The organism is Pararhodobacter oceanensis (assembly GCF_003076755.1).
GTDB classification, from domain to species: domain Bacteria; phylum Pseudomonadota; class Alphaproteobacteria; order Rhodobacterales; family Rhodobacteraceae; genus Pararhodobacter; species Pararhodobacter oceanensis.
In genome coordinates, this window is record NZ_QDKM01000002.1 from 284955 (window position 1) to 308190 (window position 23236).

At 64.9% G+C, this 23236-nt stretch carries 21 protein-coding genes; 7 read left to right on the plus strand and 14 right to left on the minus strand.

Annotation, left to right across the window (positions count from 1 at the left end; all coding sequences use genetic code 11):
* Window positions 1-109: 109 nt before the first annotated feature.
* From DDE20_RS05775 to surE, 3 genes are all read right to left on the minus strand, one after another.
* Window positions 110-1303 carry a peptidoglycan DD-metalloendopeptidase family protein gene (locus DDE20_RS05775; RefSeq protein WP_240607882.1) on the minus strand — a complete coding sequence of 398 codons (1194 nt, stop codon included), beginning with the start codon at window positions 1301-1303 and terminating at the stop codon, window positions 110-112.
* A 255-nt stretch (window positions 1304-1558) separates the two neighbouring features.
* Window positions 1559-2206 (minus strand): protein-L-isoaspartate(D-aspartate) O-methyltransferase, encoded by a 648-nt coding sequence (locus DDE20_RS05780; RefSeq protein WP_116557519.1) that lies wholly within the window; start codon window positions 2204-2206, stop codon window positions 1559-1561.
* Window positions 2203-2988 carry a 5'/3'-nucleotidase SurE gene (surE, locus tag DDE20_RS05785; protein WP_116557520.1) on the minus strand — a complete coding sequence of 262 codons (786 nt, stop codon included), beginning with the start codon at window positions 2986-2988 and terminating at the stop codon, window positions 2203-2205. The genes DDE20_RS05780 and surE overlap by 4 nt, the downstream gene beginning before the upstream one ends.
* A gap of 181 nt (window positions 2989-3169) precedes the next feature.
* On the opposite strand from surE, the gene DDE20_RS05790 reads away from it, so the two are divergent.
* Both DDE20_RS05790 and DDE20_RS05795 read left to right on the plus strand, forming a co-directional pair.
* Window positions 3170-3598, plus strand: coding sequence for a hypothetical protein (locus DDE20_RS05790; protein ID WP_116557521.1), 429 nt, complete (start codon window positions 3170-3172; stop codon window positions 3596-3598).
* Between the two features lie 63 nt (window positions 3599-3661).
* The gene (locus tag DDE20_RS05795) at window positions 3662-4585 is read left to right on the plus strand and encodes an NAD(P)-dependent oxidoreductase (protein WP_116557522.1); all 924 of its coding nucleotides are present in this window, start codon (window positions 3662-3664) and stop codon (window positions 4583-4585) included.
* 28 nt (window positions 4586-4613) lie between these two features.
* Here DDE20_RS05795 and DDE20_RS05800 read toward each other — a convergent pair whose 3' ends face one another.
* From DDE20_RS05800 to DDE20_RS05810, 3 genes are all read right to left on the minus strand, one after another.
* Window positions 4614-5633, minus strand: a complete 1020-nt coding sequence (locus tag DDE20_RS05800) for a LytTR family DNA-binding domain-containing protein (RefSeq protein WP_240607859.1) — start codon at window positions 5631-5633, stop codon at window positions 4614-4616.
* 272 nt (window positions 5634-5905) lie between these two features.
* Window positions 5906-6826, minus strand: a complete 921-nt coding sequence (locus tag DDE20_RS05805; protein WP_116557523.1) for an ornithine cyclodeaminase family protein — start codon at window positions 6824-6826, stop codon at window positions 5906-5908.
* Window positions 6827-7136: 310 nt separating this feature from the next.
* Window positions 7137-7748: a MarR family winged helix-turn-helix transcriptional regulator gene (locus tag DDE20_RS05810; RefSeq protein WP_240607889.1), complete on the minus strand. Its 612-nt coding sequence runs from the start codon at window positions 7746-7748 to the stop codon at window positions 7137-7139.
* Window positions 7749-7864: 116 nt separating this feature from the next.
* Between DDE20_RS05810 and DDE20_RS05815 the strand changes: the two genes are divergently transcribed.
* Window positions 7865-8752 carry an RNA polymerase factor sigma-32 gene (locus DDE20_RS05815; protein WP_116557524.1) on the plus strand — a complete coding sequence of 296 codons (888 nt, stop codon included), beginning with the start codon at window positions 7865-7867 and terminating at the stop codon, window positions 8750-8752.
* Window positions 8753-8987: 235 nt separating this feature from the next.
* Window positions 8988-9584, plus strand: a complete 597-nt coding sequence (locus DDE20_RS05820; RefSeq protein ID WP_165814434.1) for a VanZ family protein — start codon at window positions 8988-8990, stop codon at window positions 9582-9584.
* A gap of 230 nt (window positions 9585-9814) precedes the next feature.
* On the opposite strand, the gene DDE20_RS05825 is transcribed toward DDE20_RS05820, so the two are convergent.
* Window positions 9815-10792 (minus strand): DUF2125 domain-containing protein, encoded by a 978-nt coding sequence (locus tag DDE20_RS05825; protein WP_165814435.1) that lies wholly within the window; start codon window positions 10790-10792, stop codon window positions 9815-9817.
* A 114-nt stretch (window positions 10793-10906) separates the two neighbouring features.
* Here DDE20_RS05825 and DDE20_RS05830 point away from each other — a divergent pair, with 114 nt between their 5' ends.
* The 3 genes from DDE20_RS05830 (at window position 10907) to DDE20_RS19330 (ending at window position 15615) form a co-directional block, all read left to right on the plus strand.
* A complete protein-coding gene (locus DDE20_RS05830; RefSeq protein WP_116557527.1) occupies window positions 10907-11455 on the plus strand; it encodes a gamma-glutamylcyclotransferase in 549 nt (182 codons plus the stop codon).
* 63 nt (window positions 11456-11518) lie between these two features.
* Window positions 11519-12739, plus strand: a complete 1221-nt coding sequence (locus DDE20_RS05835) for a biopolymer transporter ExbB (protein ID WP_116557528.1) — start codon at window positions 11519-11521, stop codon at window positions 12737-12739.
* Entirely contained in the window at window positions 12739-15615 is a 2877-nt protein-coding gene (locus tag DDE20_RS19330) for a peptidoglycan -binding protein (protein ID WP_116557529.1), read from the plus strand. Before DDE20_RS05835 ends, DDE20_RS19330 begins: the two co-directional genes overlap by 1 nt.
* A gap of 257 nt (window positions 15616-15872) precedes the next feature.
* Here the strand turns inward: DDE20_RS19330 and murA are convergent, their stop codons facing one another.
* The 7 genes from murA to DDE20_RS05875 all read right to left on the minus strand — a co-directional run bounded on the left by murA (window position 15873) and on the right by DDE20_RS05875 (window position 23191).
* Window positions 15873-17183 carry a UDP-N-acetylglucosamine 1-carboxyvinyltransferase gene (murA, locus tag DDE20_RS05845; protein ID WP_116557530.1) on the minus strand — a complete coding sequence of 437 codons (1311 nt, stop codon included), beginning with the start codon at window positions 17181-17183 and terminating at the stop codon, window positions 15873-15875.
* A 96-nt stretch (window positions 17184-17279) separates the two neighbouring features.
* Window positions 17280-17918: an imidazole glycerol phosphate synthase subunit HisH gene (gene hisH / locus DDE20_RS05850; protein WP_116557531.1), complete on the minus strand. Its 639-nt coding sequence runs from the start codon at window positions 17916-17918 to the stop codon at window positions 17280-17282.
* 4 nt (window positions 17919-17922) lie between these two features.
* Window positions 17923-18510 (minus strand): imidazoleglycerol-phosphate dehydratase HisB, encoded by a 588-nt coding sequence (gene hisB, locus DDE20_RS05855; protein ID WP_116557532.1) that lies wholly within the window; start codon window positions 18508-18510, stop codon window positions 17923-17925.
* 87 nt (window positions 18511-18597) lie between these two features.
* Window positions 18598-18894: a DUF1330 domain-containing protein gene (locus DDE20_RS05860; protein ID WP_116557533.1), complete on the minus strand. Its 297-nt coding sequence runs from the start codon at window positions 18892-18894 to the stop codon at window positions 18598-18600.
* A gap of 104 nt (window positions 18895-18998) precedes the next feature.
* Window positions 18999-20387, minus strand: coding sequence for a 30S ribosomal protein S12 methylthiotransferase RimO (gene rimO / locus DDE20_RS05865; protein WP_116557534.1), 1389 nt, complete (start codon window positions 20385-20387; stop codon window positions 18999-19001).
* A gap of 225 nt (window positions 20388-20612) precedes the next feature.
* Window positions 20613-22226 (minus strand): FMN-binding glutamate synthase family protein, encoded by a 1614-nt coding sequence (locus DDE20_RS05870; RefSeq protein WP_116557535.1) that lies wholly within the window; start codon window positions 22224-22226, stop codon window positions 20613-20615.
* Window positions 22227-22381: 155 nt separating this feature from the next.
* Window positions 22382-23191 (minus strand): crotonase/enoyl-CoA hydratase family protein, encoded by an 810-nt coding sequence (locus DDE20_RS05875; protein ID WP_116557536.1) that lies wholly within the window; start codon window positions 23189-23191, stop codon window positions 22382-22384.
* Window positions 23192-23236 lie beyond the last annotated feature (45 nt).

Consider the following 23236-nt stretch of genomic DNA (forward strand, 5'->3'; position numbering starts at 1 on the left):
TTAATCAAATTTTCGGCGCCCACTTTATGCCCTAAATATCCTGGGGGTGAGCCGCGCAGCGGTGAGGGGGCAACGCCCCCTCTCTTTCTTTTGCTTCAACCCGAAGGTGTCACTGCAGATAGGGCATCGGATCGACGCTCTCGAAGCCTTCGCGGACTTCGAAATGCAGGAACGAGGGATCGCCGCGGCGGACGGTGGCGATCGACTGGCCGCGGCTGATTCGGTCGCCGCGGGCGACGGTGATATTGTCGATATTGGCGTAGACGGTCAGCAGGTTATCGGCGTGGCGGATCACCAGGATCGGCACCTGATCAGTGTCCTGGGTGATCGCGGCGACGGTGCCGCCGGCGGCGGCGCGGATGCTGGTGCCGGCGGGGGCGCCGATGCCGATGCCGTCATTGCGGCCCCGCGCATAGGCGCGGATGATCCGGCCCTCGACCGGCATCGCCAATTGCGCGGCCTGGGTGCGTTCGGCGCCCAGATCGGCGACCGGCTCGGGCGCCGGGGCGCCTGCAGTCGCGCCCTGTCCGGCCGGTGTTGGCGTGGTTGCGGGCAGGGGCTGCGCCGCCGAGGGCGGGTTCGGCGTGGCCGAGCCTTGGCCCGGTAGCGAGGTTGTCGCGGGCAGGGTTGCCGCCGCAGTGGTGCCAGCAGCGGTTCCGGCGGTGATCGCGGCGGAGGTGCCGCCCGCGTCAGTGCCGGGCAGGCCGCTGGCGCTGAGCGGGGCGCTCAGCGCGGCGGTTTGCTGTTGCGCGACCGGGATCACCAATATCTGCCCTTCACGCACGCCCATATCACCGGCGAGCCCGTTCCATTCGGCCAGCGAGCGCGGCGTCACCTGATAGAGCCGCGCAATCGAGAAGGCGGTCTCGCCGCGGCGCACCTCATGTTGCACCGGCTCCGGCCCTGCGGAGGTTGCCGGGCTCAGCGTGGTGGCGGTGATCGCGCCCGGCGTCGAGGTGGCCTCGTCAACGCGGCTCGGCAGCACCAGAAGTTCGCCGCCGCGCATTACTGCGGCAGGGTCGATGGCGTTATGCGCGGCCAGCGCCCCCTGTGCGAGGCCGAGGCGGGCGGAGATATCGCGGACCTGTTCGCCGGGCTGCGCCACCACCACCTGATAGCCGGGATAAGAGATCACCCCGCGCGGATCGGGCGTGGGCCGTGCGGCGGTGGAATTGCGCGCGGCTTCGGTGGTCGAGAAACGTTCAGAGGGGCGCAGGTCCCAATCCATATCCGAGCCGCAACCGGCCAGAATCGCCAGCCCGCTGGTCAGCGCCAGTGTCAGCCGCAACCGGCCACCCGTCATCGCCATTTTGCTGGTGGTCCGCGTGGCATCCGCTCGCATATTCATCTCGACTCTGCTCATTCAGTTCAATTCCTGTCCGCTGCGTGTCCGGCAGATGGCATCCATCGCTCGCCTGTCGAGCCTGTCCGCTTCTCTCTGCTGTGATCCGCGCCTATCCGTGTCCGTGCCGTTATATAGCTTATTTATAGGGGCGTTACACCCCATCACCACAACGTGTTGTGGATTTTCGCCGATCATCAGGCGGCTGACCAAGGGTCACTCGCGCGCCATCCCCTCAAGCAGCGGCACAAAGCGCACCGGCCGCAGTTCCTCATAGTCAAAGCCGGTCTCGCTGCGGCGCACTTTGATCAGGCTTTGCACATGGTCCGACTGGCCCACCGGCACCACCATGATACCGCCGATGCGCAATTGCTGCAGCAAGGGGCCGGGCGGGTCTTCGGCGGCGGCGGTGACCAGAATGCGGTCAAAGGGCGCCTGTTCGGGCAGGCCAAAGGAGCCATCCGAGGCGAGGCAGGTGATATTCGACAGGTTCAACGCCTCGAAAGCGGCGCGGGCGCTGGCGACCAGCGGGCGGTGGCGCTCAACGGTATAGACGCGGCGCGCGAGGCGGCTGAGGATCGCCGCCTGATAGCCCGAGCCGGTGCCCACTTCGAGCACCTTATGGCGTGAGGTGACCTCGAGCGCCTCGGTCATCAGCGCCACCACCGAGGGCTGGCTGATCGTCTGCCCGCAGGCAATCGGCAGCGGCGTATCCTCATAGGCGCGCTCGGAAAACACCCCGCGCAGGAACACCGCGCGGTCGATCTGCTCCATCGCGCGCAGCACATGGGCGTCGGTCACGCCCTTCGAGCGCAGCGCATAGATGAAGCGCATGATATTTTCAGCGCGCTCGGTTTCGGTCATTCAAGACGGTCCTTCAGGGTGGCGATCATGTCATGGGCGGTCATATCACAGCGCGCCGGTGTCACCGAGATATATCCGTCGAGATTGGCCGCCGCATCACTGCCCGGCAGGGTCGGGATGTCCTGCGGGCCGCCCTTGATCCACAAAAATTTGCGGCCCGAGGGCGACATATGCGGCTCGACGCCAAACGAGGTGTGGCGGCGGAACCCTTGGGTGGTGACGCGGGTGCCCTTGACCTCCGATGCGGGGACCGGCGGAAAGTTGACGTTGTAGAACAGGCGGTAATCGTCTTCGGTCCAGATGCCGTTTTCAAGGATATTGCGCACCACGGCTGCGCCATGGGTAATCGCCGGTTCGAACTGGTCGGACATTTCCAGCGTGCGCGGCCCCATATATTGCGACAGTGCGATCGAGCGCATCCCCTGCAGTGCCGCCTCGATACAGGCGCCGACAGTGCCCGAATAGAGCGTGTTCTCGGCGGCGTTATTGCCACGGTTGACGCCCGAGAGCACCAGATCGGGGCGCTGGTCTTGCAGGATTTCAAACAGACCGGCGAGCACGCAATCGGCGGGGCTGCCCTCGGCGGCATAGCGGCGCTCGCCCATTTTGGCGATCATCATCGGATGCGTATAGCTGATCTTATGCGCCACGCCCGATTGCTCGAAAGCCGGCGCCACGGTCCAGACTTCGCCGCTCTCGCCGGCGATCTCATGGGCGATGGCTTCGAGCACCTTGAGCCCCGGAGCGTTGATACCGTCGTCATTGGTGATGAGAATGCGCATGCTCTGCCTTTCGTCGCTTTGGCTCTTTGCTTAGTGCAGGCAGGCGCGGGCGGCAAGGCAAGGCTGCGGCGGCGGCTGTCGCCCTGCCTGTGCGCGGGGTTCCTGCGGGCGGCGGCTCGGCTTTTTCTAGGCAGATGCGCGGGCCTGTGTCAGGGTGGCTATGGTGACACAGGAGGACAGGATGCGCGCGACACTTGCAGGACTATCTCTGGGGCTGATCGCCGGTTTCGGCGCCAGCCCGTTGATCGCCGATGAGGTCTGGGACAGCACCTTCGGGCCGGTGGCATGGGAAGCGACCATCGGCGAGGTCGCGGTTTTGCGGCTGGATGTGCCCGAGAGCGGCGAGGTCGTGCGGATGTATGTCGAGGGGCTGGGCGCCGATGTGATGGGCGGCCGCGGCGCCTACCGTGGCGTCTGGATCTCGGATCAGGGCGACAGGGCCTGCGCGGTGCAGGTGATCGGGCCGGACGGGGTGAAATCCGCCTATTGGGGGCAATTCTCGATCAGTTTCGTCGCGCCCGAGTTCCCCTCGGATTGGGCGGGCGTGTTCGGCAATTGTCTGGACCGGCCCGAAACCCCGGTCGCGGCCCTAGCGATCTTTGCAGAATAAGGCGCAATTTCAACGGTATAGTTGAGCAAAATCGGCAGTCACGGGCTGCAGGCAGGAGGACATATGGCGTATACATTCATCGGGCTGGGCAATCTGGGCGGGCATCTGGCGGCCTCATTGCTGCGGGCAGGGTTTGCGGTGACGGTGCATGACCGCGACATGGGACAGCGCGCGCGGCTGGAGGCGCTGGGCGCGGTCTGGGCCGATAGTGCGGCGCAGGCGGTGGGCGGCGCGGATGATGGAGCGGATGGTGGTGCGGATGCGGTGATCACCTGTCTGCCCTCGCCCGCGGTCTCGGAGGCGGTGCTGGCGCAGGTGCTGCCAAAGATGCGCAAGGGCGCGGACTGGATCGAGATGTCGACCTTGGGCCGTGCGGATATCCTGCGGCTGGCGGAACAGGCGCAGGCGACAGGCGTGGGCGTGCTGGAGGCGCCGGTGACCGGCGGCGTGCATCTGGCGGCGCAGGGCAAGATCACCGTCTTGGTCGGTGGCGAAGCCGAGGTTTTCGCGCGCCATCAACCCGCCTTGGCGGCGATGGGCGACAAGATCTTTCACATGGGGCCGTTGGGCGCGGCGAGCCTGATCAAGGTGATCACCAATATGCTGGCCTTCATCCATCTGGTGGCCGATGGCGAGGCGCTGATGCTGGCCAAACGCGGTGGGCTGGACCTGAAGACCGCATGGGAGGCGATCGCCGCCTCTTCGGGTAGCAGTTTTGTGCATGAGACCGAGGGGCAATTGATCCTGAACGGCAGCTATGATGTGGGGTTCACCATGGATCTGGCGCTCAAGGATCTGGGGTTTGCGATGGAGTTCGGGCGCGAATACGGGGTGCCGATGGATCTGGCGGGGCTGACCGCGCAGAGCTTTCTGCGTGGCAAGGCGGCCTACGGCGGGCAGGCGCAATCGCCGATGATCGTGAAGCTGCTGGAGGAGGCGCTGGGCACCGATCTGCGGGCCGAGGGGTTTCCGGCAAAGCTGGAGTAGCGGCGGCGTTGGGCGCCTGCGGTTAAGGTTAACGGCGCCCGAGGAGGAACTCGCGCATGGTGGCGCGGTTGCCGCGCGAGACCGGCACCATCTGGCCGCTGCTCATGCGCAATTCGGGGCCGCTGGTGCCCTTTTCCATGCGCTCGATATGGCGCAGGCTGACCCACCATGAGCGATGAACCCGCATCCCGTCCAATCCGGCCAGATCCTGTTCGACATCGCTAAGCCGCATCAGGATCAGCGCCGAGCCTATAGTGGTGGTGACCTCGATATAATGGTCCTGCGCCTGCACCACGACGATATCGCGGCCCAGCTCTTGCGGTAGTTTCGCAAAGAGCAGCGAGTTGGCGAGTACCTCCTCGGGGATCTCGCTGGCGGTATCGGCGGGCGTTTCCGGGCCGGAAACCGTGGCCGCATCTGTGGCCGCATCTGTGGCGATTGGCTGCGGCGGGGCCGGTGTGATCTCGGCGGGGTCCGCGGTGGTGGTGAGACTGATGGCGCTGCGTTCGGGCGCGGGGATCAGCTCGCCGGTGTCAGGGCCGCTGTTCAAACCGGCCAGATCAGCGCGCGCGCCATGGCTGCCCCAGAGCGCATTCACCACCACATTGATCAACACCACCGAGACCGAGACCACGGGAAACAGATCCCAGAACCGGTAGTGGGTGAGGTCCGGCACGGTCAGCATATTCACCGTATGCACCAGCGCCATCACCGGCAGAATGCCCAGAATGCCGACCGCAATCGAGGCCGGTAGCCAATGGATGCCACGGGCAAAGGCCATGCGCCGCCCGATGATCGACAGATAGGTCATGATCAGGCTGGAAAACAGCGCCGTCGCGCCCCAATAGATCAACCGCGTCGGGAAGTTGAAACGTTGCAATGTGTTGAACGGTCCGGCCCATGAGATGATCAGGATCAACCCGCCGAGGATCAGCCAAAAGCGCGAATTGCATAAATAGCCGAGCAGTTCACGATACGCGAGTTGCGCCCCCGAAGGGGTGGCGCGCGGTGGCGGGTCATGAGCAAAAGGCGGCTTGGCGGGGTCCATAAGGCCTGATTAGCGTAGGGGCGGCAAAACTCAAGTGGCGACGGACAGGATACGCTTGGATTTGCCCGATAATGCGAACAAAGCGCGCGGATTGGTAGAAATTACCGGCAGGTGTCAGGTGGTTGCGCGGTTTTGGCGTGATTTGCCGCGGGGCGCGGCGGCGGGGTGACGGCGGCCAGTTCGGCGGGGAAAACCCGAGTTCTGGCGCCAAAATCAGGGGGCAGGGGGCCTTTGCTGCGGTCCCCTGCTGGCGGGCGCTGGTAGGGCGTGCGCTACTGCGCGGCGCGCCAATTGCCGAGGATGAAACGCGCGGTCATCAGGTCAAGATGGGCGCCGCCACCGTTCTTGAACAGGGTGATCTCGCTGTCCGATTGCCGCCCGGCCGCGCCATTCACCAGATCGTAGAAATCACCCTGAATGTCGCCCTCGCTGATCACCCCCTCGGCAAGCGGGGTTTTCAGCTCGCCGATATGATCCAGCGTGGTGTCGCGGCTGTCGACAAAGATCCGCGCGCGGCGCAGGGCCACGTCATCGGCCTCGCGCATATCCGGCGTATAGGCGCCGATCAGGTCGAGATGCTGACCCGGTTGCAACCAAGCGCCCTTGATCACGGGGGATTTTGCCATGGTGCAGCAGGTGATGATCTCGGCCTCTTTCACTGCCGCCTCCAGATCATCCGCCACCTGCGCACCGGGGTAGGCGGCGGCGAGCGCCTCGGCGGCGTCACGGCGGCGCGCCCAGATGGTCACCTCAAGGTCGGGGATCAGGGCGGAATAGGCCTCGATGATGGAGCCCGCAACGATACCCGCGCCAACCACCAGAAGCCTGCGCGCGTCTTTACGGGCCAGCATCCGCGCACCCAGTAGCGAGTCGCAGGCGGTTTTCCATTTGGTCACCAAGCCGTTGTCGATCAGCGCTTCGATCTCGCCGGTGGCGTCGCTGAACACCGACATTGCGCCTTGAATCGAGGGCCGCCCCTGCGCGGGATTATCGGGGAAAATGGTGACCGATTTCACCCCGATGCCCAGCCCCTCGATCCAGGCCGCGCGCGACAGCAGCTTGTCATCCCCGCGGGCCAGCAGCGTGTCTTCGATCTGCGCTTTGGGGCGGCGGTGGCCCTCGGCCAGAGCATCGGCCAGCGCCAGCCAGTCCATCAGCGGTTCAACATCTGTGCGGGTCAAAACGGGGATCATCGCGGCCTCCATATGGTTTTATGCAGAGTGCTGGCGAGGGGCGGCGGTGGCAAGGGGTAATAGCGCGGGCATCCGGGGCGGCGGATATGTTGGATAAGTGCCAGCCGGATGTGGTCAATATCGCGGCGGGGGTGTGAATGTCAGATGTTTGGAGGGGATGGCCTGAAATGGCACAAATTCGACATTGAGCCGCGAATATGCGAGAATTGCGGCGATGTGCTGGCCGTTTTTCAACCGGGTAATCGGGTGTATGTCATGCCGGATGCGGTGGAATGCCTGCAGTCGCTACCCTGCGCGATATGTCGGAAAATTACCCTTTGCGGCGATCGCTGAGCGGGACGAAATCGACGCAGAGCGCGCCGAGATCGGCGCCGCCGAGGATCGATTGGGTGCAGCGGCAATAGGTCGAGGCGGGCTGCGAGGTGTCGCAATGGCCGCAATCGTTGCAATTGCCGAACTGCGGCGCGGCGCGCAGACCGGCCAGCGCGCTGGAGATCGTGGCGAGCGCTTCGGTAAAGGCGCTGCGCTGGGCGGCGGGGAGCGCGTCGATACAGCGGCTGAGATCGCGCAACGGGTCGGAGGCGAGTTTCAGATGCCCCGCCTCGGTGACATCAATGCGCGCCACCCGCCCGTCATGCTCGCAGGGGGTGCGTTGCAACAACCCGAGGCTGACCAGCGATTTCACCGTCTGCGAGGCGGTGCCGCGGGTGGTGACATGGAATTGCGAAAACGCCGACGGGGTGCGCGAGAACCGGTTGGCGCTGGCGAAATAGCGCAGCGCTGTCCATTGCGCCGCGGTCAGGCTGGGATCGGTCGCCTGCCCATGCGCCAAACGCGCCACATGCACCAATAGATCGGCGGCATGTGCGGCATCCATCGGGCGCTGGGTTTCGGTCTCGGGGGAGGGCATCGGGCTGGTCATGGCCAAGGAGGTAATCCCAGCCCCTCGGCTTGACAAGTCCGGCGATAGATAGTAGCGATGCGAAACAAGATATAAGCGAAGCGCTATTATCTGGAGACGTATGAAAGGGGTTAACAATGGGGTTCCAAAATCCGCACATCCGCCGGTATGTCCGCGCGTCGATGGCCGAAGAAATGCTCAGCGCCGAAGTCGAGACGGAATTGGCCGTCGCCTGGCGCGATAATCGTGACGAGGCCGCCCTGCACCGGCTGATCCAGGCCTATGCGCGGCTGGCGGTGTCATTCGCCGGCCGGTTCCGGCGCTATGATGTGCCCTATGAGGATCTGATCCAGCAGGGTAATCTGGGGCTGATGCGCGCCGCCGAGAAATTCGACCCCGAGAACGGCGCGCGCTTTTCGACCTATGCCTCTTGGTGGATCCGCGCCTCGATGCAGGATTATGTGATGCGCAACTGGTCGATGGTGCGGACCGGCACCAATGCGACGCAGAAAAAGCTGTTTTTCCACCTGCGCCGGGTGATCGCCAAACATATCGACGACGAGAGCCGCGAAGAGCCGCTCTCGGTGCTGGTCGCGCGCGAGCTTGAGGTGCCCGAGGCGCAGGTCGAGGCGATGATGGGGCGGATGTCCGGCCCCGATCTGTCGCTCGATGCGCCGCAATCCTCGGATGACGAGGGGCGGAGCTGGGTCGAGACCATCGAGGATGAGGATGCGCAGACCGAGGCCGATGTCGCCGCGCGTTTGGACGGTGAGCGCCGCCGCGCCGCGCTCTATGATGCGGTGCAGCAATTGCCTGAACGCGAGCGGGTGATCGTTGCCGCGCGCCATCTGGCGGAAGTGCCGACCACGCTCAGCGATCTGGGCGCCGATATGGGCATCTCGAAGGAACGCGTGCGCCAGTTGGAAGCGCGGGCTTTGGCGCGGGTGACCGAGACCGTGCGCGCGGGCAATCTGGTGGGCAATCAGGCCGGAAATCAGGCGGGCGAGCTGGTTGAGGCTGCGTAGATCGGCGGCTAAAAGATGCGGGGTGCGCGGGTGATCTCGCCCCCCGCGGCCTGTGGATAGTCCACACCATTGCCGCAATTTTACCGCAATCGGGAACTATTCCTTAACGATTGACAGGTAGTGACGTAGCTGGGAACCGGCGATGGGCGAGAGCAACACGGCAGTCAAGGAGCAGGCAGCGCGGCGCGAGACTAGCGCGGCGACCCTGGGAGCGTTGAAAATTCATCAAACATGGATGTGGCGGAAATCGGGGCTGGTGCTCAGTTTCATGATTGCGCTGGCCACCGCTGTGTTATCCTTGACCGCGATCCCGCCCGAGGCGATCTCGATCGAAGGGCTGGACAAAGCCTATCATTTCGCCGGTTTTCTGCTGATCATTTTCCCGCTGATCGTCACCGACTCGCGGCGCTGGTATTGGGCGGTGCCTTTGGTGATCCTTTACGGCGGCGCGATTGAATTGATCCAGCCGACGGTGGGGCGCAGCGCCGAATGGCTGGATTTCGGCGCCAATGTCACCGGTGTTCTGGCCGGTGCGGCGCTGGCCGAGATCTTGCACGACCGTATTCATCGCTCGGTGTTCGACGAATCGCCCCTGTCGGCGCAGGAACAGGCGGCGCGCGAGGCCGAGCAGATGGAGGCGGTGCGGCGCGAGTTGATGGATGAATTGCGCGTGGTGCTGCGTGAGGAATTGGGCGGGGTGCCGCATGCGGGGCCGGAGCGTCCGGTGGGCCCGTCACCCGCCGAGGATGCCGCAGCGCAGGGGGCAGGGCCGGAAGGTCAGGCGCCGGTGCGGCTGTCGGTGGTGGGCAAGAGCGGCGGGCGGTCGGGGTAGGGGCGTTTCGCCGGCTTTCGCCGCGATGTGTATTGCTACCCCCCCGAGCTTGGCGGGAAGGGACGCGCCCGATCCTGGGTGGGCGCAGTCACGATTACTGCAGTGCGCTGTGCTCCAAAGCATCAATGACTTCAGAACGTTACACGACATCGCCAAGGCGCCCTCCCGGGGGGAGGGTCGGGCGCGGCCCGGGGTGCCCCCGGGCCAAACAGGGTCTCAAGGCGTTTCGTTTACCACAGCGGCGGCAGTTGTCCGACTTGGATCGGGCCGAGCCAGACGGCGCCGTCGCGCACCGAGAAACCGGCCTCTATGCGCTCGGGATTATCAGGCGCCACCAGCCCCTGCAGCGCCATCACGATCAGCGCGTCATGCTCGGCGGGCATCACCCCCGCCGCGCGCGCCAGATCAACCAGCGCCCGCCAGCCGGTCACCGTCACCAAGACATCGCCCGAGAGGCGCCCGTCCATCCCCGGCGTCAGATTGCCCGAGGCGGTGATATCGGTGCCGGTCCATGCCGCGCGCCCGCCGGTCAGGCTGAGGCGGGTGAGGCGGGGTTCGGCGCCGCCGATCAGATGGCGGTCGATGGCGCGGTCGAATTCCACCTCGGCATCCAGCCGCAGCACATCGAAAAACCGCGGGTAAAGGCGCTGGGGGTCTTCGCGCTCCATGAGCGGTTGGTCGGGGATCAGGGTTTCCAAGAGCACCGAAATCTGGTGCTCGCGGGGCGCGATCCGGCGGCTGGCGGCGCGGAGCCCGTCGATTTGATGGGTCTGGCCGTTCACCATCACCTCAAGCTGCTGGCCGACCAAGGCGATGCGCTCTAGGGGCAAATCGCGGCCCGCTTCGGCAACTAGGCTCGCGCGCATATCCTCGCTATGGACCAGCGCCTCATGACCAAAGACGGTGAGGCGTTGGTCATGGGGGAAAACCGCGATCAGATGGTTGAGCCGGTAAGAGAGCGCGAAAAACTGCACGAAGGGCGCCGACCATGCGATGCCCTCACTGGCGACGCGCGGGGCGTCAAAGGTCACGTCAAAGCGGTTCGGAAAGCCGCGAATCACATGGCCCTCGGTGCTGACCTCGGCGCCCGCGTCCTGCGCCGCGACCAAGCCGCTGGTGATCGCCGAATCCAGCGCCCGCGCACCGATAAACCAATATCCGCACCAGCCCAAGGCCGCCACAACTGCCAGAACTGCCAGAACGCGCATGGCCCACCCCGTTGTCATTAACTGATCCGCTGTTTACATCCCCTTGAGGGCCGCCGCCAGAGATTAGCGCCGCAGAGCCGTCGCAGAGACGCCACCCAGCCAAGAGGAACCGGAATGCAGTCATTATGGGTCTTTGGATACGGGTCGCTGGTGTGGAATCCGGGGTTTGCCTGGACCGCGCGGCGGATTGCGCGATTGGACGGGTTCCACCGCTCGTTTTGTATGCGCTCGATCCATCACCGCGGCACCGTGCAGGACCCCGGTCTGGTGCTGGCGCTTGATGCCGCCGAGGGGGCAAATTGCCACGGGGTCGCCTTTGAGATCGCGCCGCAGATTGCCGAGGAAACGCTGGAATATCTACGCGCGCGCGAGTTGATCTCGGCGGCCTATCTGGAGACCCGCCAGCGGCTGACACTGGAGGACGGGAAGGATGCGGGGCGCGAGGTCGAGGCGGTGGTCTATGTCATCGACCGCGATCACGGGCAGTATTGCGGCGCGCTGGAGCTGGAGGATCAGGCACAGATTATCGCTGCGGCGGTGGGCGACCGTGGCCCGAATTGCGAGTATCTGCACCAGACCACCGCGCATCTGGCCGAGCTGGGCCTGCCCGACCCCGAGTTGCAGTGGCTCTCGGATCGGGTGAAGATGTTGAAAACCGCATAGTTCGCAGTTGGCAAACCCGCCTATAGCTACTAGATTTTGTGGTGCAATGACCGGGTGCTACATATGGCGAAAGATTTGAAAGCGGGCGCGCTGGGGCCGATTGGCGGGGTCCAGTTCACCAAGCCATTCCGGCAATTGTCCCTGATGCTGGTCTCGCTGGCGCTGGTGCTGGTCGGCGTCTCGCTGGCCTATCCGCGCATTTCGGGGATTTTTCTGGCCAATATCTGGCTGAACGGCTTCATCCTGTTGGTGTTCGTGATCGGCGTGTTGGCGACGATCTGGCAGGTGGTGCAACTGTTCTCTTCGGTGCGCTGGGTTGGCGGGTTCGTTGCCGAAACCCCGGGCCATCAGATCACCATTGCGCCGCGGCTTCTGGCGCCTTTGGCCTCGCTTTTGCGCTCGCGCGGGAATAGTAGTCATATCTCCTCGACCTCGGCGCGCTCGATCCTTGAATCGGTGGCGACGCGGATCGACGAAGAGCGCGATATCACGCGGTATCTGGTTAACCTGCTGATTTTCTTGGGGCTTTTGGGCACGTTTTACGGGCTGGCGACCTCGGTTCCGGCGGTGGTCGAGACGATCCGCTCCTTGGCGCCGCAGGACGGTGAAAGCGCGATGGCCGGTTTTGGCCGCTTGATGAGCGGGCTTGAGGCGCAGATGGGCGGCATGGGCACGGCGTTTTCCAGCTCGCTCTTGGGCCTCGCCGGATCGCTGGTGGTCGGCATTCTGGAGCTGTTCGCCTCACAGGCGCAGAACCGGTTCTACCGCGAACTTGAGGAATGGCTCTCGTCGATCACCCGTCTGGGCACCGCGTCCGAGGGCGAGGGCGGCTCGGAAGGGATGGCGGCGGTGGCCGAAATCCTCGACAGCCTGACCGAACAGATGGACGGGATGCGCGCGCTACAGGCGGAAAGCGAGGCCGGACGTTCGCAGTTGGATCAGGGGCTGGCGACGCTGGCCGAGGCGGTTGACCGGCTGTCGCTGCGATTCGAGATGGAGGCCTCCTCAGCGGCGGCGCTGACGCGGGTGGCCGAGGGGCAAGAGGCGCTGGTCGCCGAGTTGCGCGGCAAGCTGGGCGATGAGGATGAGCCGCATATCGAGGCGGAAACGCGTCTGCGGCTGCGCTCGATGGATGTGCAACTGGTGAGAATCCTTGAGGAATTATCCGCCGGCCGGCAGGAATCCATGGCCGATATGCGCAGCGATCTGGCGGTTTTGACGCAGGCGGTGCGGCAATTGAACCGGCAGCAACCGCCCAGCGTCGGGCCTGAAGGGGCAGACTGATGGGTCTGTCGCGGCGCGGCTCACAGCGGTTTTCGGCCTCGATTTGGCCGGGGTTTGTCGATGCGATGACGGCGCTATTGCTGATCCTGATGTTCGTGCTGTCGATTTTCATGATCGTGCAAAGCGTGATGCGCGACACGATCAATTCCCAAGACAGCGAGCTGGAGGGGCTGACCGCGCAGGTGGCCAATCTGACCGATGCTTTGGGCCTGTCGCGGGGCCGTGTCGAGGCGCTGACCGGCGAGGTCGCGGGGCTGAGCGGCGATCTGGCGGCATTGCGCGCGAACTCGCGCCAGCAAGAGGCGACAATTGCGGCATTGGGGCGGGATTTGACCGCGCGGGGCGAGGCCTTGGAGGCGGCAGAGAGCCAGATCACCGCCTTCGAGGCGCAAGTCGCGGCGCTGATCGCGGAACGCGCGGATTTGGGCGCGCAGCTGGCCGAGGTGGAGGCGGCGCGCGATGCGGTTATCTCGGAGGCCGAGGCGCTGGATCTGGCACTGGCGCAGGCGCGCGACGAGATGGACGCGCAGGTCGAGGCGGCGCGGCTTTTGGCGGCGGAACGCGAGGCGGTCGAGGCGGCGCTGGCCGAGATGCTGGCGCGGTTGAGCGAGACCGAGGCGGAGCGCGATACGGCACGCGCGACACTGGCGGAAACCCGCGAGACCTTGGGCCGCGCGGTGGGCGAACAGGCGGCGACTTTGGCGCGGCTGTCGGACACTTTGGCGACCCTGCAACGGGTGCAGGGCGAGCGGCAGGCGGCATTGGATTTGCAGGCGCAGACGGCGGCGTCCTTGGCCGCGCGCGAGGCGGCGCTGGCGGAGGCGACGGCGCTATCCGAGGCGCAACTGGCGGAAATTGCGCGGCTGGATGCGAGCCTGAGCGACAGCGAATTGGCGCGGCAGCAGGCGCTGGCGGAACTGGCGGCGTTGGACGAAGGCACGCAGGCGCGGATTGCGGAGCTGGAGGCGGCGTTGAGCGCGGAGGAGCTGGCGCGGACGCAGGCTTTGGCGGAGCTGGTGGCGCTGGATGAGGGGACGCAGGCGCGGATTGCGGAGTTGGAGGCGGCGTTAAGTGCCGAGGAACTGGCGCGGACGCAGGCGCTGGCGGAACTGGCGGCGCTGGATGAGGGGGCGCAGGCGCGGATTGCCGAGTTGGAGGCGGCGTTGAGTGCCGAGGAACTCGCGCGGCAGCAGGCTTTGGCGGAATTGGCGGCGCTGGATGAAGGGACGCAGGCGCGAATTGCCGAGTTGGAGGCGGCACTGAGCGCCGAGGAACTGGCGCGGACGCAGGCTCTGGCGGAATTGGCGGCGTTGGATGAGGGGACGCAGGCGCGGATTGCGGAGCTGGAGGCGGCGTTGAGCGTGGAGGAGCTGGCGCGGACGCAGGCTCTGGCGGAATTGGCGGCGTTGGACGAGGGCACGCAGGCGCGGATTGCGGAGCTGGAAGCAGAGTTGAGTGCCGAGGAACTGGCGCGGACGCAGGCTCTGGCGGAATTGGCGGCGCTGGATGAAGGGACGCAGGCGCGGATTGCGGAGCTGGAGGCGGCGTTGAGTGCTGAGGAACTCGCGCGGGTGCAGGCTCTGGCGGAATTGGCGGCACTGGATGAAGGCACGCAGGCGCGGATTGCGGAGCTGGAGGCGGAGCTGAGTGCCGAGGAACTGGCGCGGCGGCAGGCTTTGGCGGATCTGGCGGCGCTGGATGAAGGCACGCAGGCGCGGATTGCGGAGTTGGAGGCGGAATTGAGCGCGGCGGAACTGGCGCGGCAGCAGGCTTTGGCGGAACTCGCGGCGTTGCGGGACAGTCTGGGCGAGGATGTCTCAGAGGCCGAGGCGGCGCGACTGGCCGAGGCGGCAGCGGCGCAGGCATTGCGCGAGCGGCTGGCCGAGGTTGAGGGCGAGTTGAGCCGCGAGGAGGCGGCGCGACTGGCGGAACTCGCGGCGGCGGAGACCCTGCGCGCGCGCCTGCGCGATGCGGATACCGAACTGACGGCAATGACCTTGGCGCTGGAGGCGCAGCGGCGCGAGGCCGAGGAAACCCTGACGCTTTTGGCGGCGGCGCAGGCGGCGCGCGAAGAGGCCGAAGCGCAGGTGGCGCGCGAATTGACCGAGTCGCAGACCCGCGCGGCGCTGTTGGAACTGGCTTCGGCGCAGCTGGCCGAGGCCGAGGCGCTGGCCAGCGAGGACCAGCAGCGCTTGGCATTGTTGAACGAGCAGGTGGCGCAATTGCAGCGGCAGGTTTCGGGCTTGCAGGAGCTGTTGGGCGAATCGCGGGTGCGCGAGGCTGCGGCGGATACGCAGATTGCGACGCTGGGTTCGGATCTGAACGCGGCGCTGGCGCGGGTGGCGGCGGAAGAGCGGCGGCGCGCGGAACTCGAAGAGGCCGAGCGGCGGCGGCTGGAGGCCGAGGCCGAGCAGCTTGAGCGCTACCGGTCGGAGTTTTTCGGCCAGATGCGGGCGATTCTGGCGGGGCGCGAGGGGGTCAGCATTGTCGGCGACCGCTTTGTGTTTTCCTCGGAGGTGCTGTTTGAACCCGGCTCGGCGGATCTGGCGCGCGGCGGGCGCGAGCAGATTGCCAATGTGGTGGCGATCCTCTCGGATGTGGCGGCTGATATTCCGTCGCAGATCGACTGGATCCTGCGCGTCGACGGGCATACCGATAATGTGCCGGTGCCGGCGGGCGCGGCCTACGGCTCGAACTGGGAGTTGAGCCAGGCGCGGGCGCTCTCGGTGGTGCTCTATATGATCGAGGATCTGGGGTTTGCGCCCGAACGGCTGGCGGCGGCGGGGTTCGGCGAATACCGGCCGGTAGCCGAAGGCTCGAGCCGCGAGGCGAGGGCGCAGAACCGGCGGATTGAGTTGAAGCTGACCGAGCGGTGAGTCGCGCCAAAGGCGCGCGGTAAGGGGAAGCGGCGCTTGGGGGCGTCGAGCCCCCGCGCGCCGCATGGGTGGCCCCATACGCCACCAAGGGGGTTTTCCACCCCCTTGGGGACCCCCGAGGATATTTAGAGCACAAAGTTGGGGGCGGTTTTCTGGCGTGGTGAGTGGAAAGGGGCGCGAATTTTCCTGTTGGGGTGAGGCCTTTGCACAGTGCATGCGCTCACGCCAACAGGGGGGAGAATTCAGCGCGCCACGGCTCAGACGCGGGCGGGGACGCGGGTGATTTTGGCGCCCATCGCGTTAAGCCGTTCGTCGATCCGCTCATAGCCGCGTTCGATCTGCTGGGCGTTGTTGATCGTGCTGGTGCCCTCGGCGCACATCGCCGCAATCAGCATCGCCATGCCGGCGCGGATATCGGGGCTTTCCAGCCGTGCGCCGCGCATTTTCGAAGGGCCGGCGACAATCGCGCGGTGCGGATCGCAGAGCACAATCCGCGCGCCCATCGCAATCAGCTTGTCGACAAAGAACATCCGGCTTTCGAACATCTTCTCGAACATCATCACCACGCCCTCGCATTGCGTGGCGGTGACAATCGCAATCGACATGGTGTCGGCGGGAAACGCGGGCCAGGGCTGGTCGGAGATGATCGGGATATGGCCGCCGAAATCATCCTGCACGCGCATTTCCTGATCGGCGGGGATATGAAGATCATTGCCGCGGATCTCGCAGCGGATGCCGAGGCGTTCAAACCCCATCAGCGTGGCGCGCAGATGCTCGACACCGGCGTCCTTGATGGTGATCTCGGATTTGGTCACCGCGGCGAGGCCGATCAGCGAGCCGACCTCGATATGATCGGTGCCGATCGTATGGGTGGTGCCGCCGAGTTTGGCGCCGCCATGGATGGTCATCACATTGCTGCCGATGCCCTCGATGCTGGCGCCCATCGCGTTGAGGAAATGCGCCAGATCCTGCACATGCGGCTCGGAGGCGCAGTTGCGCAGGATCGTGGTGCCTTCGGCGTAAACCGCGGCGCATAAAGCGTTTTCCGTCGCGGTCACCGAGGGTTCATCAAGGAACACATCGGCGCCGGTGAGTTTTTCGGCGGTGAAATGGTAGGCGTCATCAACGGTGATTTTCGCGCCGAGTTGCTCGAGTGCGAGGAAATGCGTATCGACGCGGCGGCGGCCAATGACATCGCCACCCGGCGGCGGCAGACGGATTTCACCGCAGCGCGCCAGCATCGGACCGGCCAGCAGGATCGAGGCGCGAATGCGGGCGCAAAGATCGGGGTCGAGATCGGCAGGGCGCAGATTGGCAGCGCGGATTTCCAGCTCGTTGCGGCCCAGCCAGCGGGCCTCGGCGCCGACCGACTGGATCAGCTCGACCAGCGCTTCGATATCGCGGATCCGTGGCACATTGCGCAATTCCACCCGTTGATCGGTCAGGAGCGCCGCCGCGACAATCGGCAAAGCGGCGTTTTTATTGCCCGAAGGGGTGATCGTGCCCGAGAGGCGATGGCCGCCCTCGACAATATATTGAATGCGCTCGTGTGCTTGTGGCTGCCCCATGCCTCGCTCCTATATCTTGATATCGTTTGCGCTAGCAGTAGCAAATCTGCCCGCCGCCGCAAAGCGACATTCCCGTGTGGTCTGGCGACTGCGGCGTTATGGCGCCCAGCGCAGGAAATTGCCGATCAGGCGCAATCCGGCGGACTGGCTTTTCTCGGGGTGAAATTGCGTGCCCAGAATGGTATCGCGCCCGACAATCGCAGTGACCTCGCCGCCGTAATCGACATGGGCCAGAAGATGCGCGGGATCGGCGACCTCAAAGCGGTAGGAATGGACGAAATAGGCGTGATCGCCGGTATTCAGCCCCTCAAGCACCGGATGCTTGCGGTCGATCACCATATCGTTCCAGCCCATATGCGGGACTTTCAGCCCTGCCGTATCGGGCTTTATGCGGGTGATATCGCCACCGATCCAGCCAAGGCCGTCGGTGCGCTGGTATTCATGGCCGGTACTCGCCAATAGCTGCATGCCGACGCAGATGCCTAAGAACGGCCGCGCCTTGACCTGCACCGCCTCTTCAAGCGCCTCGGCCATGCCGTCGACCGCATCCAGCGCGCGGCGGCAGGCGGGGAAGGCCCCGTCACCGGGCAGCACGATACGGTCGGCGCGCAGCACATCCTCGGGCCGCGAGGTGACGATGACCTCGCCGCCGCCGACCTCGGCTGCCATACGCTCGAAGGCTTTTTGCGCCGAATGCAGATTGCCGCTCTCGTAATCGACCAGAACCGTCAGCATCCGCTTACAATACACCTTTGGTCGAGGGCACCGCATCGGCCTTGCGCGGGTCGGTTTCCAGCGCGTCGCGCAGGGCGCGGGCGACGGCCTTAAAGGTGGCTTCGGCGATATGGTGGCTGTTGAACCCGTGGATCTGGTCGAGATGCAGGGTGATACCGCCATGGGTGCTGAAGGCCTGGAAGAACTCGCGCACCAATTCGCTGTCGAAGGTGCCGATCTTCTGCGTCGGCAGGGTGATATTCCAGATCAGAAACGGCCGTCCCGAAAGGTCGAGCGCGCAACGCACCTGCGCGTCATCCATCGGCAGCGCGCATTCGCCGTAGCGCTTGATGCCGCGTTTGTCGCCCAATGCCTGCGCCAAAGCCTGACCCAGCGCGATGCCGGTGTCCTCGACGGTGTGATGGGCGTCGATATGCAGATCGCCCTTGGTGCGCACGGTCATATCGATCAGCGCATGGCGGGCAAGCTGGTCGAGCATATGGTCGAAAAAGCCGACGCCGGTCTGGTTGTCATACTGACCGCTGCCGTCGAGATCGAGCGTCACGCTGATCTCGGTTTCCGCGGTTTTACGGGTGATGGTCGCGCTGCGCATGGGGATATTCCGTCGTTTCTGCGGGCTTGGTATAGGCCGCAGCGGGGCGCTTGGCTAGTCCTCGCGGCGTGGCGGGCAATCGGTCGCTTAGGCGTCGTCGTAGCCCTCGACGATCACCGTGTCGGCGCTGGAGATCGGGTCGCGGATCGCCTTGGCCGCCTGATACTCGGGTGAGTGGAAACAGGCGGTCGCGGTCTCAAGATCGGCGAATTCGATGACCACGGTGCGGGCGCGGGTCTTTCCCTCGATCTGCTGCTGCGGGGCGCCGCGGATCAGGAACCTCGCGCCGTATTTGGCGAAGGCGACGGCATTGGCGGCGCGGTAGCGGTCATAGATTTCGGGGTCGTCAACATCGACATGCGCGACCCAATAGGCTTTGGGCATTGATCCCTCCTTAACAGGCGGCGTGGGTGCTTTGATGCTGGCGTGCAAGGCGGCGTGGCGCAAGTGTAAAGCGCCGCACAAAGGTCAGGCCGCGCGCCGCGCTGTCACTTTTCCAACAAAGTGCCCCAGAGATCATAGTCCGAGGCGTCATCCACTGTCACATTTACGATCTGTCCCACGGTCAGCCCCTCGAAGCCCTCGTCAATGAACAGATTGCCGTCGATCTCGGGCGCATCGGCCTGGGTGCGGCAGGTGGCGCCCTCATGGTCGATCTCGTCGATGATCACCGGCAGGGTCTGGCCGATTTTAGCCTCCAGTTTCGCCGCCGAAATCGCCTGCGCCTTTTCCATGAACCGCTCCCAGCGCTCTTGCTTGAGCTCGGCGGGCACATGGTCGGGCAGGGCGTTGGAGCGCGCGCCCTTCACATTCTCGTATTGAAAGCAGCCGACGCGGTCGAGTTGCGCCTCATCCAGCCAGTCAAGCAGGGTCTGGAATTCCGCCTCGGTCTCGCCCGGATAGCCGACGATAAAGGTGCTGCGCAGGGTGATCTCGGGGCAATCACTGCGCCAGCGGGCGATCTCGTCGAGGGTTTTCGCCGCCGCCGCCGGCCGTGCCATGCGCCGCAGCGTGTCGGGATGGGCGTGCTGGAAGGGGATATCGAGATAGGGCAGCACCAGCCCCTCGGCCATCAGGGGGATCAGGTTGCGCACATGCGGATAGGGATAGACGTAATGCAGCCGAACCCAAGCGCCCAAAGATCCCAGATCGCGCGCCAGATCGGTGATATGGGCACGGTGGCCACGCTCTTCGGCGTGTTTGATATCGACGCCGTAGGCCGAGGTGTCCTGCGAGATCACCAGAAGTTCGCGCACGCCGGAGGCGACCAGTTTCTCGGCCTCACGCAGCACCGCATGGGCCGGACGGCTGGCAAGGCGGCCGCGCATATCGGGGATGATGCAGAATTTACAGGCGTGGTTGCAGCCCTCGGAAATCTTCAGATAGCTGAAATGCCGTGGTGTCAGTTTCACGCCAGCAGCAGGCAAGAGGTCAATAAACGGGTCGGGATCGGGCGGCACCGCGCGGTGGACTGCATCGAGCACCTGCTCGTATTGATGGGGGCCGGTGACCGCCAGAACCTTGGGATGCGCGCCGGTGATATACTCGGGCTCGGCGCCCAGACAGCCGGTGACAATCACCCGCCCGTTCTCGGCCAAAGCCTCGCCAATCGCATCCAGCGATTCCGCCTTGGCACTGTCGAGAAACCCGCAAGTGTTGACGATCACCGCATCGGCGCCTTGGTAATCGGGCGAGATCGCGTAGCCCTCGGCGCGCAAACGGGTCAGGATGCGCTCGCTATCAACCAGCGCTTTCGGACAGCCCAGCGACACCATGCCAATCGTCGGCTGCGCATCGCGGCCTGCGGGGCGCGGCGTCTCGGTCAATCGCGCGCGCGGCGCGAGGTCGGGGCGAAGGTTCGGCGGGTTTTGACTCATCCGCCGCCTATACGCCGGTTTCTTGGGGTGGAAAAGGGCGCAATGCGTCAAATCAGCGCCTCCCCGCCCCACTTTATGCCCTAAATATCCTCGGGGCTTCCAAAGGGGTGGAAAACCCCTTTGGCGGGGTTTGGGGGCGGCCCCAACGAAAAGCGGGGGCTCGATGCCCCCGATTTTCGCCCCTATAGACTGCCAGAGGCATGCCGCCGTGGCCCAAATCCCCGCTTAAACCCCTTCATCAAAGGGTTCAAAACTCTCGGCGCTGGCGCGGTTCCAGCGGATCATATAGCCGAACCGCGCGTCATCGCCGCGCAGCAGAAAACCCTCGGGCATATAGGGGTGGACCTCTTCGCCGGTGACCATTTCGCGGTCATTCTCGCGCATCATCAGATGCCACGGCAAGAAGTTCGACGGGTGGTCAAGCCCCGCAGCACTGGCCATATCTCCGAGCGCTTTCAACGTGTTACGGTGGAAATTCGCCACCCGCACGGATTTATCCGAGACCACCAGCGCGCGTTGGCGCCATTCGTCCTGGGTGGCGACGCCGGTCGGGCAGTGGTTGGTGTGGCAGGCCTGCGCCTGAATGCAGCCGATGGAAAACATAAAGCCGCGCGCCGAATTTGCCCAATCCGCGCCCAGAGCCAGCACTTTCGCGACATGGAACGCATGGATCAGCTTGCCCGAGGCGCCCAGTTTGATCCGGTCGCGGATACCGGCGCCGCGCAGGGCGTTATGGGCAAAGGTCAGCCCCTCGACCAGCGGCATCCCCATATGGTTGGCGAATTCCAGGGGCGCCGCGCCGGTGCCGCCTTCCTTGCCGTCAATGACGATGAAATCCGGGGTGATGCCGGTTTCCAGCATCGCCTTGACCATACACATAAATTCGCGCCGGTGCCCGATACAGAGCTTGAACCCGATCGGTTTGCCATTCGAAAGCTCGCGCAATTGCTTGATAAACTGCATCAATTCGATCGGCGTGGTAAAGGCGCTGTGACCGGCGGGCGAGATGCAATCGACGCCGACGGGGATCCCCCGCGCCTCGGCGATCTCGGGGGTGATCTTGGCGCCGGGCAGCATCCCGCCCTGACCGGGTTTGGCGCCCTGCGAGAGTTTGATCTCGATCATCTTGACCTGATCGAGACCGGCGGTCTGCCGGAATTTCTCGGGGTCAAACTGGCCGGTATCGGTGCGGCAGCCAAAATACCCCGAGCCGAATTCATAGATCAGATCGCCGCCGCCCTCTTTGTGATAGCGGCTGATCCCGCCCTCGCCGGTGTCATGGGCGAAATTGCCCATTTTCGCGCCTTTGTTCAGCGCCAGAATCGCATTCGCCGAGAGCGCGCCAAAGCTCATCGCCGAGATATTATAGAGCGAGGCGTTATAGGGTTGGGTGCAATCGGGCCCGCCGATCATCACCCGGAAATCCGTGTCGGTGATGGTTTTGGGCCGGATCGAATGGGTCAGCCATTGATAGCCGCCGTCATAGACGCTCATCTTGGTGCCAAAGGGGCGTTTGTCCTCAACGCCTTTGGCGCGCTGGTAGACAATGCCGCGGGCCTCGCGGGAGAAGGGCTCTTCGTCGTGGTCGCTTTCCAGCAGATACTGGCGGATTTCCGGGCGCACCATCTCGAAGAGATAGCGGATATGGCCGAGCACCGGATAATTGCGCAGGATCGCGCGCCGCGTTTGCAGCATATCGCGCAGACCGATCAGCGAGAGCGCCAGAAACACCAACGCCGGCATCCACAGCCATGACCAGACCGGAATCAGCACCGTGCAGACCACGGTCATCAGGATGCAAAGGGCGAAGGTGGTATATCGAAGAAACCGGAAATTCATGCAAGGCTCCGTTCAGGGTCTGCACAGCACAGTAGCAGAGGGGCGAGATCACAAAACCCCTCTTAACCCTATTCCTTGCCGGTTTCGAGCCGCGATCAGTCGTCTTGATGGTGGCGGCGATGGTGGTTGGCGTGGTGGTCGGCGTGGTGGAGGCGTCAGCCGAACTTCGGCGGGCGTTTTTGCATTTCGGCCATCACCGCCTCGATCTGGTTCTTCGAGCCGATGATTTCCGCCTGCAGCCGTGCCTCCAGCGCCAGATGCGCGTCGCCGCCGGGCCAAGCCGCGCGCACCAGCGCTTTCGCCCCGCGCGCCGCCTCGGGGTTGCGGCCGGCGATGGCCTTGGCGGTCTCGCGCGCTGCTGCCAGCGGGTCCTCGGCCAGACGCGTCACCAGCCCGAGGCTTTGCGCCTCCGCTGCCTCGACAATCCGCGCCGAGAGGATCAATTCCAGCGCCTGATCGGCGCGCATCAGCCCGGGCAGGAGTTTACTCAGCCCCATATCGGGGATCAGCCCCCAGCGCGTCTCCATGATCGAGAGCCGCGTCTCGGGGTGGGCGATGCGGATATCCGCGCCCAGCGCCAGTTGCATACCGGCGCCAAAGGTCACCCCGTGGAGCGCCGCGATCACCGGCACCGGCAGATCGGCCCAGATTGTGCAGGGGTGTTGAAAGGCGTTGTCCGCGCGGCCCGGCAGCGGCGTGTTGATCTCTTCGCGCAGCGCGTCGATGCGACCGGCGAATGCCATCAGCTGCGCGGTGTCGAGACCGGCGCAAAACCCGCGCCCCTCGCCGTGCAGGATCACCGCGCGCAACCCCTCGGTCTGCATCAACTCATCGCCCGCAGCGCTGACCGCCTCGAACATGGCAGTGTCAAAGGCGTTCAATTTATCCGGCCGCGAGAGCGTGACCTCGGCAATACCGTCAGAAATGCGGGTGGTAACGCGGGGCGTATCGGAGGGTTCGGACATGATGGCCTCAAGCGATGAAGGAAGGGTTAAAGCTGCTGCAGGCGG

What these genes read in the sequence shown, in the direction of transcription:
- DDE20_RS05805 (WP_116557523.1), bottom strand. Translation starts at nt 6,826, where the DNA reads ATGATCCCCGTTTTGACCCGCACAGATGTTGAACCGCTGATGGACTGG.
- DDE20_RS05790 (WP_116557521.1), top strand. Translation starts at nt 3,170, where the DNA reads ATGCGCGCGACACTTGCAGGACTATCTCTGGGGCTGATCGCCGGTTTC.
- DDE20_RS05810 (WP_240607889.1), bottom strand. Translation starts at nt 7,748, where the DNA reads ATGACCAGCCCGATGCCCTCCCCCGAGACCGAAACCCAGCGCCCGATG.
- DDE20_RS05860 (WP_116557533.1), bottom strand. Translation starts at nt 18,894, where the DNA reads ATGCCCAAAGCCTATTGGGTCGCGCATGTCGATGTTGACGACCCCGAA.
- DDE20_RS05820 (WP_165814434.1), top strand. Translation starts at nt 8,988, where the DNA reads ATGTGGCGGAAATCGGGGCTGGTGCTCAGTTTCATGATTGCGCTGGCC.
- DDE20_RS05775 (WP_240607882.1), bottom strand. Translation starts at nt 1,303, where the DNA reads ATGACGGGTGGCCGGTTGCGGCTGACACTGGCGCTGACCAGCGGGCTG.
- DDE20_RS05815 (WP_116557524.1), top strand. Translation starts at nt 7,865, where the DNA reads ATGGGGTTCCAAAATCCGCACATCCGCCGGTATGTCCGCGCGTCGATG.
- hisB (WP_116557532.1), bottom strand. Translation starts at nt 18,510, where the DNA reads ATGCGCAGCGCGACCATCACCCGTAAAACCGCGGAAACCGAGATCAGC.
- DDE20_RS05800 (WP_240607859.1), bottom strand. Translation starts at nt 5,633, where the DNA reads ATGGACCCCGCCAAGCCGCCTTTTGCTCATGACCCGCCACCGCGCGCC.
- DDE20_RS05780 (WP_116557519.1), bottom strand. Translation starts at nt 2,206, where the DNA reads ATGACCGAAACCGAGCGCGCTGAAAATATCATGCGCTTCATCTATGCG.
- DDE20_RS05835 (WP_116557528.1), top strand. Translation starts at nt 11,519, where the DNA reads ATGGCGAAAGATTTGAAAGCGGGCGCGCTGGGGCCGATTGGCGGGGTC.
- DDE20_RS05825 (WP_165814435.1), bottom strand. Translation starts at nt 10,792, where the DNA reads ATGCGCGTTCTGGCAGTTCTGGCAGTTGTGGCGGCCTTGGGCTGGTGC.
- DDE20_RS05870 (WP_116557535.1), bottom strand. Translation starts at nt 22,226, where the DNA reads ATGAATTTCCGGTTTCTTCGATATACCACCTTCGCCCTTTGCATCCTG.
- DDE20_RS05875 (WP_116557536.1), bottom strand. Translation starts at nt 23,191, where the DNA reads ATGTCCGAACCCTCCGATACGCCCCGCGTTACCACCCGCATTTCTGAC.
- DDE20_RS05795 (WP_116557522.1), top strand. Translation starts at nt 3,662, where the DNA reads ATGGCGTATACATTCATCGGGCTGGGCAATCTGGGCGGGCATCTGGCG.
- DDE20_RS19330 (WP_116557529.1), top strand. Translation starts at nt 12,739, where the DNA reads ATGGGTCTGTCGCGGCGCGGCTCACAGCGGTTTTCGGCCTCGATTTGG.
- murA (WP_116557530.1), bottom strand. Translation starts at nt 17,183, where the DNA reads ATGGGGCAGCCACAAGCACACGAGCGCATTCAATATATTGTCGAGGGC.
- DDE20_RS05830 (WP_116557527.1), top strand. Translation starts at nt 10,907, where the DNA reads ATGCAGTCATTATGGGTCTTTGGATACGGGTCGCTGGTGTGGAATCCG.
- hisH (WP_116557531.1), bottom strand. Translation starts at nt 17,918, where the DNA reads ATGCTGACGGTTCTGGTCGATTACGAGAGCGGCAATCTGCATTCGGCG.
- surE (WP_116557520.1), bottom strand. Translation starts at nt 2,988, where the DNA reads ATGCGCATTCTCATCACCAATGACGACGGTATCAACGCTCCGGGGCTC.
- rimO (WP_116557534.1), bottom strand. Translation starts at nt 20,387, where the DNA reads ATGAGTCAAAACCCGCCGAACCTTCGCCCCGACCTCGCGCCGCGCGCG.